Here is a 14,257-nt window from a genome sequence, read left to right on the forward strand (position 1 = left end):
ACTACTCTTTATCTACGATGAAGCCCTGGAATACTTCAACAAAATGCTCTGCTAGGAAATCCAACTGAGTTTGCGTTTCCACGCGTGAGGCAATGGTGGTAATGCCTAAATTGTGTGCCGCACGCGAAATCGACGTCAGTGTGAACTTCTGTTTTTCGTCGTCCAAATTATGGGTAAACAAGTAATCCAGTTTTACGTAATTTGGACGATACTCGTTGATGTAATCCAATGAATGGAAGTTACGGCCATAGTTGTCGACACCAAATTCGGCTCCTGCATTGCGGATAGCATGACACAACAACGCTGTATGGTGAGGCTGCTGAATAAAGCTCTCTTCTGCAATTTCAAAATGGAGCAAATTAGCCACCTCACGATTTTTCTCTAAGGTGTTGGTGAGCCAACGAATAAAGCTAGGCTGAGAGAGGCTGCTCTGAGCAATGTTGATCGCAAGTGGCTCGGCGATGATGCCGCCTTGCAGTTTATCAATCATTGCAGAGATAACGTATTGGTCGAAAATGTGCGTTGCTTCTAGCTGCTCTAGCGCATAAAGGTACTGATTTGCTCGGTAAATGTGGCCATCTTTCTCAATGCTAGAGAAGACCTCGCGATGGAAGGTGTGTCCACTGCCTGTGTTGGCGGATTGGAAACGGAACTGAATCCATTGATGGTGAATCGCTTCTTCCACCAACGCTTTCCATTGCTGTTTACCCATCATGCTGCCTTGGCTATCACTGCCGACAAAGCCGTATTTTTTCTCTGGAGAGGTTTTTGCTTTGGAAAGGGCGTTGTCCACCATAGAAAGCATTTCTGAGCGCGTTTTACCTTCTTTAATGTAAGCAAGACCGAGTGAGACTTTGGCATCGGCAGTACCGGTTGGATCGGTATTGAGCATATGTACGCAGTTGACAATGCTGTCGGCGACAATTTTGAGTTCACTTTCATCCATATGTGGGAAGATCAAACCAAACTCATCACTGGAAATACGCGCAAGCGTCACGCCGGGAATGGATATCGTACTCTCGAGTTGCTTCGCCAGTTCTGCCACCATACGGTCAGCCGATTGGTAATCTTTGCTGTCGTACACTTCACCGATGTACTCTGCATTGAGCACCGCCACACCACCCGGTGAGCTTTCAGCAAGCCACTGATCCAATTGGCTAATGTAGTATGAACGGTTGCCCAGTTTGGATACTGGGTCAATGTAGGCTTGTTCACGTAGGCGTTGGGCTTCTTTCGCTTGTTCTTTAAAAGAGACTTCAATCTGTGCGGACATGCGGTTGATGCCGTCAACCACAGCAATCAGATCTTTGGTATGAGGGCGGTCAAGCGGGTTGCCAAACTTGTTGTTGGCGATGTCGTTCATCTTCTGAATAATTGCGGTCAGCGGCTTCAACGAACGTTTTAAGATATACGCGATAGAAATCAAACCAATTAGAAAGACACCAGCAAACGCTGTGAGTAGACGAATTAAGGCCTTCCAAAGCTGTTCATAGGCCGCGCCTGGGTGACTGACAATTTCGACCTCGGCCAGTTGTAACCAACCACTGGTCACGATGCGCTGATCATGAATGCGCTGGAATAGGTCAAGTTGACTAAACCAGGTGGGTACAGAAGACGGTTTAATCGGATAAGTACGGATGATTTCTTCACCAGATTCGAGGAAAATCAATCGAACAACAGAATATGAACTTCCATCGAACAAAGCGTTGATCACGGACTCAACCGCAACACGGTCTTTATCCTTCAGATAAGGCGCAAGAGCCAACCCCACCGTATTGATGGTGTTATTCATTTCTGAGCGTTGCTGCTGTTCTAAACTGTTCCGAGTCGTATTGAACTCGATGACGAAAACCGATGCCATCAGTATTACGAAGACAGTTATCATACCAACAACGAGTTGTTTATATAGTGTCATGCTCATTACTCATCATAATTGATAAGGGGTTTATTCAATTTGAGTGTTTTTTCTCTAGAACGGAGATCGTTCCAAAGGCTAAGTCGGGATGAATCGCCTGCTAATTGACCGCTGGTATTGGCAGATTTCATCAACCAAAGATTTTTACCGTTAAAGCTGTAAATCGGCAGTAAGTCTAGACGTTTTGATGCCTGCATAATCTTTGGATTGATGTTATCCAAAATCAGAGGCTCAGAACTGGGTGTTTTATAGTATGCCAAAACCATATGGAACTGATTGAGTTCTATTGCTTTAACGTATACCAAACGGAGTTTATTATCTGAGACACCCAGTTCGATCAAAGAAAAATACTTGGCAATTGTGAAGTCCTCACAGTCGCCCGCATTACTGCCTAAAAATTCTAACGGCGTGGCCCAATAATCTTTCTGCCCCCATAAATCGATATCGTTGACAAAATAGAGTTGGTTAAAAAAATCATTAATTCCTTCCAGTTTTTCTTGTTCATCTAATAATTTAAATAAATCAATGTATTCGCGCCAAGTGTTGACACGCTGGCCAGCGCGTTCACCATAGGTCTTGGTGACGGCATCAATCCATTTTTGCTCGGTGGTATTGAGTGCTTGCGAGTAAAATCCAGTCATGCTTAGCCCCACCAGCAGTACCCAGTGAACTATAGACTTGAAGCGACGTATCATCCGGAGACACGAGGGATACGCGCTATGGCGTTTACTCTTTAAGTGCATTGCTTTGCGCGCTAAGTATTGGCTTGAGCAAATAATCAAGAACGGTTCGTTTACCGGTAATGATGTCTACCGATGCGGTCATGCCGGGAATAATCGGTAGTTCCGCATCTTGACCAAAATTGGTTTTTTCGGTTCGAACTCTCACGATATAAAAACTGTTGCCTTCTTCGTCTTGGGTGGTGTCGGCACTGATGTGCTCCAGCTCACCGTCTAGCCCACCGTATTTGGTAAAGTCATACGCGGTGAACTTGACCACAGCAGGCAGATTTGGACGTAAAAAAGCAATGTCTTGCGGGGCGATTTTCGCTTCCACCAACAAGGAATCTTCGGTGGGTACGATCTCAACGATATCCATACCCGGCTGGATAACCCCACCGACGGTGTTAATGTTGAGGGTTTTGATTTTGCCTGTGACCGGAGAGACGACAACCGTTCTCTTAACGCGATCACGTAAACCCACGGTGGATTCCACTAACGCAGAGAGTTGATCTTGCGCTTTGTTGAGCTGATCTTGCTGTTCCGAACGGAATTTGAGTGCCGCATCAATGCGGCTAAGCATCGCTTCTCGAATTGATGACTGAAGCACAGGAATTTTCAGTTCAGTCGAAGTGAGCTCACGTCGTGTGTCGTTCACTTGGCGCTGCAATTTGAGCAGTTCGATTTTTGGTACGATGCCTTCATCAGCCAGTGGTTGCGTGATTTCCAGCTCTTTTTTGGCAAATTGATGGCCCTGTCTTAAGTTTTGTACGCGAGCTTGGATTTCGACATAGTCTTGCTGTTTTTGCTTTACTTGTTGAGTAAGTACCGAAATCTGGTTACGGAGATTGTTGAGATCTTGACGATACTGCGCACGTTGGCGTGCCAGCAGTTCCGGTTGGCTTTGTTCAAGTTCGGTCGGGAAGTTTAATTGGCTGTAGCGGATCACTACGCTTTTTTCCCATTCCTCATTGCTGAACTCTTCGTCGATTTCCACGCTATCGATGGAAGTGGTGAGCTGGAGCACTGCCGCCATTAAGTTGGCGACCTGTTGTTCACGTTCACGATAATCTGAGCGAAAACGCGTATCATCAATCAGCAATAACTGTTGGCCTTTTTGCACCAACTGGCCCTCTTTGACCAAAATTTCTTTCACCAATCCGCCTTCGAGGTTTTGCACGATTTGGATTTGAGAAGAAGGAATCACTTTTCCCTGGCCTACGGTCACTTTGTCGATTTCAGCCCAAGCGGCCCAACCGATGGCAACGGCAAAAAACAGAACAATCACCCACAACATCAAGCGGGCATTGGTCGGGGTATTGAGAAGCAAAGCGGCGGTTTTGTCATCTACAAAATCGAGCTCTTCACGACTGAGCTTATTGTAGTTTTCACTGCTCATGCACTGTCCTTGTTTGAATATGGTTCGTTGTTATCATTTTGATTCTAAGCTCAGTTTAGGTAAATGTTAAAACGATGTAATAGTTGTTGGCGTCGAACATGTTACTGATCTTTAAACTGAGATTTATCTAACTGATGCTTTTTGAGTTTATCATACAGGGTTTTACGTGATACCTGTAACTCTTGTTGTACCTCTTTTAAGCGTCCGCCATGCCGTTTTAGCGCATCAAACAGCAAGGTATATTCAAAGTAATCCAGTCGTTGTGTCATGGTTTGCGCCTGAGCTTGCTGCAGTTCATTGACATCTGCCGACAGGAATTGTGGTGATTTGAGTGCGCGCAACTCGGCAAACTGGCGCAGCTGGCGAATGTTCTCTGGCCAGGTTTGTTGCTGCACGGTTTCCAGCTCTTCGGCGGTAATGCGCGGTGGCTGAACTTGGTAGCGGCTACAGGCATTGCGCACGAAGTGTTTGTACAGGGCTGGGATGTCGTTTTTGCGTTGATCGAGTGTGGGCAATACGACTTTCTGCACTTCACCCTGTAGCGCATGCGGCAAAGCAACTGTTGCACATACCAGTTTGCCGCTACCGAGTGGCGTTTCCAATAATGTTTGCCACTGCTTCGGTTTGAGCACTTCGGCATCATGGATAAACAGAGTGTCGTTGGCATGCTGTGCGAGCAACTCAGCCAATCTATTCACCATCTCTTCTGGTGAAAGATCGCTAAAGTAGAAACCGGAAATAGGAACCAGTTCGCCTTCGTTGCGGTTATGAATATCATAGAAAAACTGAGCACATAGCCGTTTGCCTGTGCCTTTGTCACCAAGCAAAATTAACGGTCGATCGGTTTGAGCGCTAATCAAGGCACGACGAATCTGCACCATCGCTTGAGAGTGGCCAATCAGTTTTGAGCCGGCATGGGTCTGCATATCGAGCTCTTTTTTCAGCCAGATGTTTTCTTGTAGCAAGGCGAGTTTGTCTTCGGCATTGCGAATGGCTTTCATCAAGCTATCGGTGGTAAATGGTTTTTCGAGGAAATCGTACGCACCTTCTTTCATCGCTGTTACCGCTGTTTTGACATCACCATAGCCGGTCAGCACGATGACCTGAAAATGAGGATTGCGAGAACGCAGCTCTTTAAGAAAAACTAAGCCATTCATCACCGGCATATGGATGTCAGTAACCACAATGGCGGCATGTTGTGTATCAATTTGCTTGAGCGCTTCGACTGCGTTGGGATAGCAAATAACGTCGATCCCTTCGATCATCAGCGCTTGGCTGACGGAGTCTCGGATATGGGGTTCGTCATCGATAAAGTAAATACGGTTTTTCATAATCTATCTTGTGTAGCGAGAGCACTTGGTGAGAGTGTGGGCAAGGAGAGCGTAAAACGCATTCCTGATGGTGATAGGTTTTCTGCCGTAAGCTGCCCTTGGTAACTTTCTATGATGCGTTTGGAAATGGTTAAACCAAGCCCAAGACCTTCTGGCTTGGTGGTAAAAAACGGGTCGAAAAGATGTGCCAGCTTGGTTGCCTCAATCCCTGGGCCGTTGTCGCTGACAATCAACTGGCAAGCATCATGCTCAATGGCACATTCAATCATGATTTGGCCATCGGCTTGTCCTTCCAAGGCTTGTATCGCGTTGTGGATGAGGTTGATCAGCACTTGCTCAAGCTCGATATGGTGAATATTGGCGGCGAGCGAAGGTGAAATGGTCGCGATTTTTAACGTCACGCCCGATTTGATCAGTTTATTACTGAGGATACGCGTTGCGTTGTGCACGGCGTCATGCAAATTCGCGTAATAGTGACGTTCATCCGGGGTCGATTTACGGGTGAATATTTTCAGGCGCGCAATCACTTCGCTGATGGTTTCATTGAGTTGCAGCATTTGTTGCAAGTTGTGCTCAACCAGCTGATGTTTTTCCATCGACATCAGCTTCAAGCTGTTTTCGGTGTAGGTGCGCAGCGCCGCCAGCGGTTGATTGATTTCATGATTAATGCTGGCAGAAAGCTCGCCAAGCAGTGCCAACTTCACCGCTTGGGTCAGTTCTTGTTGGGTTTGTTTGAGCTCTTGCTGCGTCTTTTCATATTGAATAATGGTTTGTTGCAGGCGTTGGTTGCTCTCGCTGAGCACTTCAGTACGCTGTTTGACTTTGGATTCTAACTGCTTGTTAAGCAGTGCCAACTGACGTTTGTTGTTGAGTGTTTGCTGCCAAGCAAAGGCGATCAAACTGAGTAAGCTAAATATCAGCACAAAAATCACATCGGCCTGAAGTACCGCGATTAAACGTTGTTGATGTGGTGCGAGCGTGACCACACGGAAACCTCGGGCATTACTTGCCGCAAGATAGACTTGGTGAAGCGGCATCATCAGTTCGTTGACTGAACTCTCGCTCAGCGTGGGTAATTGGATGGAAGGGTGAGATTTAGGGGCGCTTACGCCATATTGTTGGTTTCGTACCATCGCCTCAACTTGCTCTGATTCGATGGGCGCTAACGCCGTATAACGCCACGCAGCATTGTTGCTTAAGAAGACCACATTGTTTTGATCGAGCACCATAATGTCGGCTCTTTCAGGCGCGATGCTGTTTTCCAGTTCTTCTAAACTCACTTTGACCGTAATGACACCGGCGATGTGCTCGCCAATCCAAATCGGAGCGGAGTAAAAATAGCCGCGTTTATTGGAGCGAATGCCGAGTGCGACGTAACGAGCGATTTGACCGTTCATTGCGTCGATAAAATAGGGACGGAAAGAGAAATTTTCCCCAACAAAGGTATCGTCTTGCTGATAGTTACTTGAGCCCAACACAACCCCATTTTGATCATGTAAATAGATAGTGTCTGCTAAGGTTTGTTTTGACCATTCCTCAAGCAGTACGTTTAAACGTTGGCGCTCTTCTGGGTGGCTTAAGTATGTGAGCAGACGTGGGTCATGGCTGAGTAGGTTGGGAATTTGTTCAAATTTGGCCAGTTCTAACCCCAGTTGTTGGTTAGCTCGCTCGGCATAGTTTTGTAAAATGGCGCGCCACTTTTTCTCTTGATAGTGGGAGGCTGATAAATGTGTCATGGTGAGGCCAATACTGCCGAAGACAAGCAAAAAAAGAAAAAAACGGTAGCCAGACCAACGGGTATTCAACGACACACAATGCCTTTATATAAATTTGGAATGAGACGTTACTTTACCAGTGGTATAAAAAAGATAAACCTAACCGCGACTACAACGCGAAATTGATCTGAGTTTTGCTGGCTAAAGGTGATTTTGAGTGTGCACACGGTATGGCTTTATGGTTTCTAGGCTTGAGTTTGCGGACATTCGGGCGCACAATCGGCAAAAATTCTGTGAAGGAGTGAAGATGGAACTTGCTGATATTCGTCGTGAATACACCAAAGGTGGTTTGCGTCGTAAAGACTTAAAAAGCGATCCAATTGATCAATTTAACTTTTGGCTAGAGCAAGCGATCAAGGCGAATTTGAGTGATCCAACCGCGATGACGGTTGCCACAGTAGATAAAGATGGCATGCCTTTCCAACGTATCGTTTTGCTGAAAAACGTCGATAAAGATGGCTTTGTGTTTTACACCAATCTGGGCAGCCGTAAAGCGCAGCACTTAGAGCACAACAGCAAGATCAGCCTTCATTTTCCTTGGCACCCGCTTGAGCGCCAAGTACACATCACTGGCGTGGCAGAAAAACTGACCGCAATGGAAAACATGAAGTATTTTACTTCCCGTCCGAAAGAGAGCCAACTTGCGGCAATGGCTAGCCGTCAGAGCAGCCGAATTTCCGCTCGTGGCGTACTTGAAGGTAAGTTTCTTGAGCTAAAACAGAAGTTTGCCAATGGTGAAATTCCCGTGCCGAGCTTCTGGGGTGGATTCCGCGTCAAACCACAAAGCATTGAATTTTGGCAAGGTGGCGAGCATCGCCTGCACGACCGTTTCCTTTACAGTCAAGAACAAGGCGAGTGGCACATTGATCGCCTTGCGCCTTAAGCGCTATTTGCACGTTAAGCTTGCACGGTTAGCGCCATTCTGATGGCGATCATTCACTTAAATGATCGCCATTGAGCACCACAGAAAGCTGAGTTTTCAGTAAGCTTTCTGGGATCAAAGATCCAAATCCTGCTTCTAACGCCTTATCAATCAACTCATTTTTGCTGTTTGCCGCGAACTTGGTGCGCAGCCTTGCCACGTGACCTTCGACGGTTTTAATCGAAATCCCCATGATGTTGGCGATGTATTGCGGTTTGCGTCCATAAAGCAGCAGAAACAGCGTTTCTTGCTCGCGGGCGGTGAGATCTTGCATCGAGAGAGTGGCGTCATCAAAACGGAAGGAAGGCTGATTCCCATCGGTGATCCCCGTTGCGCGGCATATCCAGTAGCCTACCTCTAATACCGCGGTGTCGGTGAGCTCTTGACCATAAAAAATCGTCCCTTGCACTTCACCGCTGTCGTTGTACCAAGGAGACTTGGTAAAAATATGTGCGCGCCAGCGGCCATCTGGGTAAGGATGAATATCGAGAATTTTCAGCGTTCGTTCACTTTCCATCACATATTGATCTTGTCGCTGAAACTCGGCTGCGCATTCTACCGTTGGGCTCGGCATATCGAAATCGGTGAGACCAATACAATCTTCAGGGCGACGATGTCCAACCAGCCAAGCATAATCTTGGTTAGCGTAACGAAAGACTGAGTGGCGATCTTTACAGCCCCAACAGCCCGGAAGTTGGTTAAAAAGGGAAAACTCGACATTGCTCAAATCATTAGACACCGTGTAACTCACCTATATCGCTCAGTGGTAACCTGAAAATATGCATGTAATTTGTATGCAATTCTTTGTTTTTGGCTAAATTATTACTCGAAATTGGTTTTTTCTACCAAGTTTATTTGTTTTGATAGTAGGTAAAACGGAGCGATAGAAAAAAGGCCAGCCTGAAGAGGGCTGGCAATACAAGATATTCATCTTGTCGACGTGTAGAAGAGGTTCTAAATCACATAGCGAGGGTCTGCTACGTCAATTTAGAGGCATCATAGGACACCTAGAGTAGGCAACGTATACTTGCTGCGGACTCATATAAGCACTCTATGAGAAATCCATGTGCTGTAAAAGGAGGGAAAACCCTCTATTTATTAAGGATATTGCTCCGTTTGCCCATGATTTCATTCGTAGTACATAGGCCGTAGGATGGCATTACATGATCATCGTTCCGGAACAATGATCAACGGCGATGTGCAAAAGATCTTTATGCTGCTTCTCAGTTTGACTTGCATGCGAGTTGAGGTGAGGTATCATTCTCTAGTCCTTGGTATACAACGCATCACTATGACCGAAACCGATAAGCCTCAGCCCGAGATCATTGCTAGTTTGAAGCTGCCCAAGCCGGCAGAGTTGGTCACTTTGCCTTCTTATATGGATTGCCATGATCATCATTACACGCAAATCGTGATTGGTTTGAAGGGGCAAGCCGAGTTTGAGGTGCGAGGGCAAGGAAACTTGGTCGGACCGGGGCAAGGGTGCGTCGTTACGGCGTGTTCAGACCATGCTTTTGGCGGCGTGATTGGTCAATCGGATATTCTGGTGTTGAACATGCCGATACCGAGTGACGATGATCCGCTGCTGCTGCAAAAAATCAATCAAATTGAAAAATCTCACCTTTATTTTCAATTGGATGCGCAAATTCAAAAGCTGATCCAGATGTTGGTACACGAGATGCAATCCAATCCGGAAGATCTGCTGTTGAGTCGCGCGTGCAACGATACGGTGATGGCGCTGCTTCAGCGTCATATATCGGCATTTGAAACGCCAAGAAAAGAGTCGCGTTTTGATCTCGAAGCGATTGATCGCTATATCGAAAAGCACTTAAGCCATAAGATCAGCGTGGCGCAGCTTGCTGGCAGTGTCTTTCTTGGTGAAAGTCATTTTCATAGCTTGTTTAAAGAACAAATGGGCATTACACCGCACCAATATGTGCTCGGTAAGCGCATCGACATGGCCAAAGACCTGATTGAAAAAGGCACCTTGAGCTTGGGGCAAATTGCCGAGCTGACCGGTTTTTCTGGCCAAAGTACCTTTACCCACTCCTTTGCTCGTTTGCAGGGCATCTCTCCTTCTCAGTACAAAAAGCAATTTGGCGTTAAATAAGTTACTTTTTGCGATACAATATTTTGCTTAAATTCGTGTGATCATGTAGTTGTTTTGTTAAAAAAGCGAGTTTTTAGCAAAAAGCTCGGAGTTTTTGACAAGTATTCTTCTCGGCCTCAAAATACACTGCCTGCCATTGTGTAGCCCCGAAGCGGTTTTCGGGGATGAGATTGAGGAAAACGCATGTTTACAGCAACAGATGTGTTGAAGCCGGAGTTTGTCGCGCAGCCGCTCGACAAGCTATGGGCATTGATCTCCCCATTGTATATGGTGGATGAATCTCAATGGCTTGGGCAGCTCTTGCCACTGGCTACCCCTTCAGCGGAAGAAAAACAAACGATCGCGACTCGAACGACTCAACTAATTGAAGCGATTCGTGCCGACAAGAAGTCGATCCAACTGATCGATGCTCTGTTGTTGGAGTACAGCCTAGACACACACGAAGGTATCTTGCTGATGTGTTTGGCAGAAGCGCTGATGCGTATTCCGGATGCGGCCACGGCTGACGCTCTGATCAAAGATAAGATGAGCGTGGCAGATTGGAAATCGCATCTTAAAAATTCTGAATCTGTGTTTGTCAACGCCTCGACATGGGGCCTCATGCTGACAGGTAAAGTGGTGGGCTTGGGTGATGATGAAACGCAAAGCGCCAGTCAAGCGCTTAATCGCTTAGTGAACAAGCTTTCTGAGCCAGTGATCCGCAAAGCCATGTATCAGGCAATGAAGATCATGGGTCATCAGTTCGTTCGTGGTCGCACCATCGAAGAGGCGCAGAAAAATGGCCGCCCGATGCGTGATAAAGGCTTCACTTACTCTTTTGACATGCTGGGTGAAGCGGCGCTGACCACCGCGGATGCCAATAAATACTTCAAAGATTATTTGATGGCGATTGAGGCGGTGGGCCGTGAAACGTATGGTAATGACACCAGCCCCGCGCCGTCGGTATCGATCAAACTCTCTGCCTTGCATCCTCGTTATGAAGTGGCTAATGAACACCGCGTGATGAGCGAGCTGTTTGACACCTTGGCACAACTGCTGAAACGCGCTGTCGAGCTAGACGTTGCGATTACCATTGATGCGGAAGAAGCCGACCGCCTAGAGCTCTCTCTCAAACTGTTTGAAAAACTCTACCGCAGTGAAACGGTCAAAGGTTGGGGTAAGTTTGGTCTGGTGGTGCAAGCGTATTCCAAACGTGCTCTGCCGGTGTTGGTGTGGCTCAATGCACTTGCTAAAGAGCAAGGCGATTTGATCCCGCTGCGTTTGGTGAAAGGCGCGTATTGGGACAGCGAAGTGAAGTGGTCTCAGCAGCGCGGTTACGATAACTACCCGGTTTACACTCGCAAAGAAGCCACCGATGTGGCGTACTTAGCGTGTGCTCGCTTCCTATTAAGCGATGACGTGCGCGGCAACATCTTCCCGCAATTTGCTAGCCATAACGCGCAAACCGTTTCCTCGATCGCCACCATGGCGACTCACAGCGACTACGAGTTCCAACGTCTGCATGGCATGGGTGATTCACTCTATAACCATGTGATGGAGCAGTATCGTCAGCCAGTACGAATTTACGCGCCAGTGGGCAGCCACAAAGATTTGCTGCCATACCTAGTGCGTCGTCTGCTGGAAAACGGTGCCAACAGCTCGTTTGTACACCGTTTGGTCGATGCGCGCTGCCCAGTGGCAGAGCTCACCAAACACCCAGTAGAAGCGCTGACCTCATTTGAAACCCTGAACAATACCAAGATCCCATTGCCAGCGGCGATTTTCCCTGAACGTAAAAACTCCTATGGCGTTAACGTGGATATCGAAAGTGAAGCCAAGCCGTTTGAAGCACAGGTCGAGTCCTTCTTGAGCAAGCAGTGGCTAGCTGGCCCGATCATCAACGGCGCATCGCTGGCCGAAAGCATGATCAAGGACGGTCAAGCGGAAAGTGTCACAGCGCCGTATGATCGTCGTATCCAAGTGGGGCAAATTGCGTTTGCTAACCTTGACCATGTTTCCCAAGCGATCGACATCGCACAAGCGGCTTTTGCCGATTGGAATCGCACACCGTTGGTGGAGAAAGCGCGTTGCCTAGACAACCTCGCTGACTTGATGGAAGCCAACTTGGCTGAGCTGGTGGCACTTTGTCACCAAGAGGCGGGCAAGACACTGCATGACAGTATTGATGAAGTGCGTGAAGCGGTCGATTTCTGTCGTTACTACGCCAAACAAGCGCAAAATCTGCAACCTTTTGAGTTAGAAGGCTTTGATGGCGTGAAACGCATTGCCAGCCGTGAAGGTTTGGGGGTGTTCGTCTGCATTAGCCCGTGGAACTTCCCACTGGCGATTTTCCTTGGTCAAGTGACCGCGGCGCTCGTGGCGGGCAACACGGTCGTAGCGAAACCAGCGGAACAAACCAGTTTGATCGCGGTACGTGCGGTAGAACTCATGCTACAAGCGGGTTTCCCGGCAGGCGTTGTTCAACTGATCCCTGGTCGTGGTGCGGATATTGGCTCGGCGCTCACCTCTCACCCTGCCATTGCGGGTGTGGCGTTTACTGGCTCCACCGCCACGGCGCAACGCATCAACGTGACCTTGGCACAACGTGAAGCCAAACCGGTGCCGTTTATCGCCGAAACCGGTGGTCAAAATGCGATGATCGTGGATAGTACTGCGCTGCCAGAGCAGGTGGTGCGTGATGTGATCCGCTCTGCCTTCGCTTCTGCAGGTCAACGCTGTTCAGCACTGCGTGTGCTGTTTGTTCAGCAAGACATTGCCGACCGAGTGATTGGCTTGATCCAAGGAGCAATGAATGAACTGAGTGTTGGTGTGCCGCATCTACACAAAACCGATGTGGGGCCAGTGATTGACGCGCGCGCGAAAGAAAAGCTGCTGCAGCATATCGAGCAGATGAACCAAACTCAGAAACCGATTGCGCAACTGACACTGGCGGACGATTGTCAGCATGGTGATTTTGTTGCACCAACGGCATTTGAAATCTCAGGCATCGACGTGCTTAAAGAAGAGCAGTTTGGCCCGATCCTGCACATTGTGCGTTTCAAAGCGTCTGAACTGACTCGCGTGGTGGAACAAATCAACCAAACGGGCTTTGGTTTGACCATGGGTATTCACAGTCGTAACGAAACCACCTACCGCTGGATCGAAAAACACGCACGAGTGGGGAACTGCTACATCAACCGCGACCAAGTGGGTGCGGTGGTTGGCGTGCAGCCATTCGGTGGTCAGGGCTTATCGGGGACCGGGCCAAAAGCAGGTGGTCCACACTACTTGTACCGCTTTACCCAAGTGCAATTTAACCAGACTGAGAACGCATAAGGAGCAACATCATGGTTCATCAAGTGACGAGTTTTTCGGATGCTTTCTCAGCATGGGAACAGTGGAATCTAACCAATTTTGATTACAAATGTGAGCACTTGCTTGCATTTAAAGCCGCTCTGGATGGGAAGCATGCGCTGGTTGCCAAGGTGGTGTCTTACCACTTGCAACAAGCCTCTTCGCTATTGGCTGACGCCCACCTTTTGGTTGGGCCTACCGGAGAAACCAACGAGTTGTACACCGCGGGCCGTGGGGTGGCGCTGGTGATCGTTGAAAACGAGCAAAGCGATTCAGAGCAAGCTCTGTACAACGCTTTTGCTTTAGTGACCTGCGCGCTGATCGCTGGTAACAGCGTCCTCGTTTGCAGTGATAACTCAGAGTTCAACGGCTTGCTCAGCAGCGCCCTTGAACAGACGCATTTCCCTTCCAACCTAGTACAAATGGTCGCCTACGATGCGGTTTTACAGCTCATCGACCGTGATGTACGCAGTGTCGGTTACGTGGGTAATGCGCAGGTTGAGCATGATCTCAATCTACAATTGGCCAAACGTAACGGTGCTATCGTTGGTTTGGTTTCTGCAACGGATCAAACAGGCGCTCTGCTTGCTCATGATCCGCATCTCTCGCTGCGCTTTATTACCGAGCGTACGCGAACCATAAATATTACCGCAGTGGGTGGTAACGCAACTCTACTCGAGTTGGGGAACGATACTCACTAACCTTTCCATGCTCCCCCACGCCGTTTGGGGGAGCCAAGGAAGGATTATTATT

General features: G+C 48.0%; 10 protein-coding genes. 4 read left to right on the forward strand and 6 right to left on the reverse strand.

Annotated elements, in window-relative coordinates; translation table 11 throughout:
* Window position 1: 1 nt before the first annotated feature.
* The 5 genes from FC652_RS05725 to FC652_RS05745 form a co-directional block, all read right to left on the reverse strand.
* A complete protein-coding gene (locus FC652_RS05725; RefSeq protein ID WP_176297845.1) occupies window positions 2–1,915 on the reverse strand; it encodes an EAL domain-containing protein in 1,914 nt (637 codons plus the stop codon).
* 5 nt (window positions 1,916–1,920) lie between these two features.
* On the reverse strand, window positions 1,921–2,556 hold the full coding sequence (locus FC652_RS05730) for a transglutaminase-like cysteine peptidase (RefSeq protein ID WP_237286093.1): 636 nt from the start codon (window positions 2,554–2,556) through the stop codon (window positions 1,921–1,923).
* Between the two features lie 85 nt (window positions 2,557–2,641).
* Complete coding sequence (locus FC652_RS05735) at window positions 2,642–4,033, reverse strand: HlyD family type I secretion periplasmic adaptor subunit (RefSeq protein ID WP_176297847.1); 1,392 nt, start codon at window positions 4,031–4,033, stop codon at window positions 2,642–2,644.
* 101 nt (window positions 4,034–4,134) lie between these two features.
* Window positions 4,135–5,364, reverse strand: coding sequence for a sigma-54 dependent transcriptional regulator (locus FC652_RS05740; protein WP_176297848.1), 1,230 nt, complete (start codon window positions 5,362–5,364; stop codon window positions 4,135–4,137).
* Window positions 5,361–7,175, reverse strand: coding sequence for an ATP-binding protein (locus FC652_RS05745; RefSeq protein ID WP_176297849.1), 1,815 nt, complete (start codon window positions 7,173–7,175; stop codon window positions 5,361–5,363). Before FC652_RS05745 ends, FC652_RS05740 begins: the two co-directional genes overlap by 4 nt.
* A 211-nt stretch (window positions 7,176–7,386) precedes the next feature.
* Here FC652_RS05745 and pdxH point away from each other — a divergent pair, with 211 nt between their 5' ends.
* A complete protein-coding gene (pdxH, locus tag FC652_RS05750) occupies window positions 7,387–8,022 on the forward strand; it encodes a pyridoxamine 5'-phosphate oxidase (protein WP_176297850.1) in 636 nt (211 codons plus the stop codon).
* A 49-nt stretch (window positions 8,023–8,071) separates the two neighbouring features.
* Here pdxH and FC652_RS05755 read toward each other — a convergent pair whose 3' ends face one another.
* Window positions 8,072–8,812, reverse strand: coding sequence for a helix-turn-helix transcriptional regulator (locus FC652_RS05755; RefSeq protein WP_176297851.1), 741 nt, complete (start codon window positions 8,810–8,812; stop codon window positions 8,072–8,074).
* A gap of 540 nt (window positions 8,813–9,352) precedes the next feature.
* Between FC652_RS05755 and FC652_RS05760 the strand changes: the two genes are divergently transcribed.
* The 3 genes from FC652_RS05760 (at window position 9,353) to FC652_RS05770 (ending at window position 14,205) form a co-directional block, all read left to right on the forward strand.
* Window positions 9,353–10,171, forward strand: coding sequence for an AraC family transcriptional regulator (locus FC652_RS05760; protein ID WP_176297922.1), 819 nt, complete (start codon window positions 9,353–9,355; stop codon window positions 10,169–10,171).
* Between the two features lie 183 nt (window positions 10,172–10,354).
* A complete protein-coding gene (gene putA, locus FC652_RS05765; RefSeq protein ID WP_176297852.1) occupies window positions 10,355–13,486 on the forward strand; it encodes a bifunctional proline dehydrogenase/L-glutamate gamma-semialdehyde dehydrogenase PutA in 3,132 nt (1,043 codons plus the stop codon).
* A gap of 11 nt (window positions 13,487–13,497) precedes the next feature.
* Entirely contained in the window at window positions 13,498–14,205 is a 708-nt protein-coding gene (locus FC652_RS05770; protein ID WP_176297853.1) for a 1-pyrroline-5-carboxylate dehydrogenase, read from the forward strand.
* The last annotated feature ends 52 nt before the right edge of the window (window positions 14,206–14,257 follow it).

Source organism: Vibrio sp. 05-20-BW147 (assembly GCF_013369385.1).
Taxonomy (GTDB): domain Bacteria; phylum Pseudomonadota; class Gammaproteobacteria; order Enterobacterales; family Vibrionaceae; genus Vibrio; species Vibrio floridensis.

Coding starts and splice junctions, on each gene's coding strand:
- FC652_RS05740 (WP_176297848.1), bottom strand. CDS start 5,364: ATGAAAAACCGTATTTACTTTATCGATGACGAACCCCATATCCGAGAC.
- FC652_RS05760 (WP_176297922.1), top strand. CDS start 9,353: ATGACCGAAACCGATAAGCCTCAGCCCGAGATCATTGCTAGTTTGAAG.
- pdxH (WP_176297850.1), top strand. CDS start 7,387: ATGGAACTTGCTGATATTCGTCGTGAATACACCAAAGGTGGTTTGCGT.
- FC652_RS05725 (WP_176297845.1), bottom strand. CDS start 1,915: ATGACACTATATAAACAACTCGTTGTTGGTATGATAACTGTCTTCGTA.
- FC652_RS05730 (WP_237286093.1), bottom strand. CDS start 2,556: ATGACTGGATTTTACTCGCAAGCACTCAATACCACCGAGCAAAAATGG.
- putA (WP_176297852.1), top strand. CDS start 10,355: ATGTTTACAGCAACAGATGTGTTGAAGCCGGAGTTTGTCGCGCAGCCG.
- FC652_RS05770 (WP_176297853.1), top strand. CDS start 13,498: ATGGTTCATCAAGTGACGAGTTTTTCGGATGCTTTCTCAGCATGGGAA.
- FC652_RS05735 (WP_176297847.1), bottom strand. CDS start 4,033: ATGAGCAGTGAAAACTACAATAAGCTCAGTCGTGAAGAGCTCGATTTT.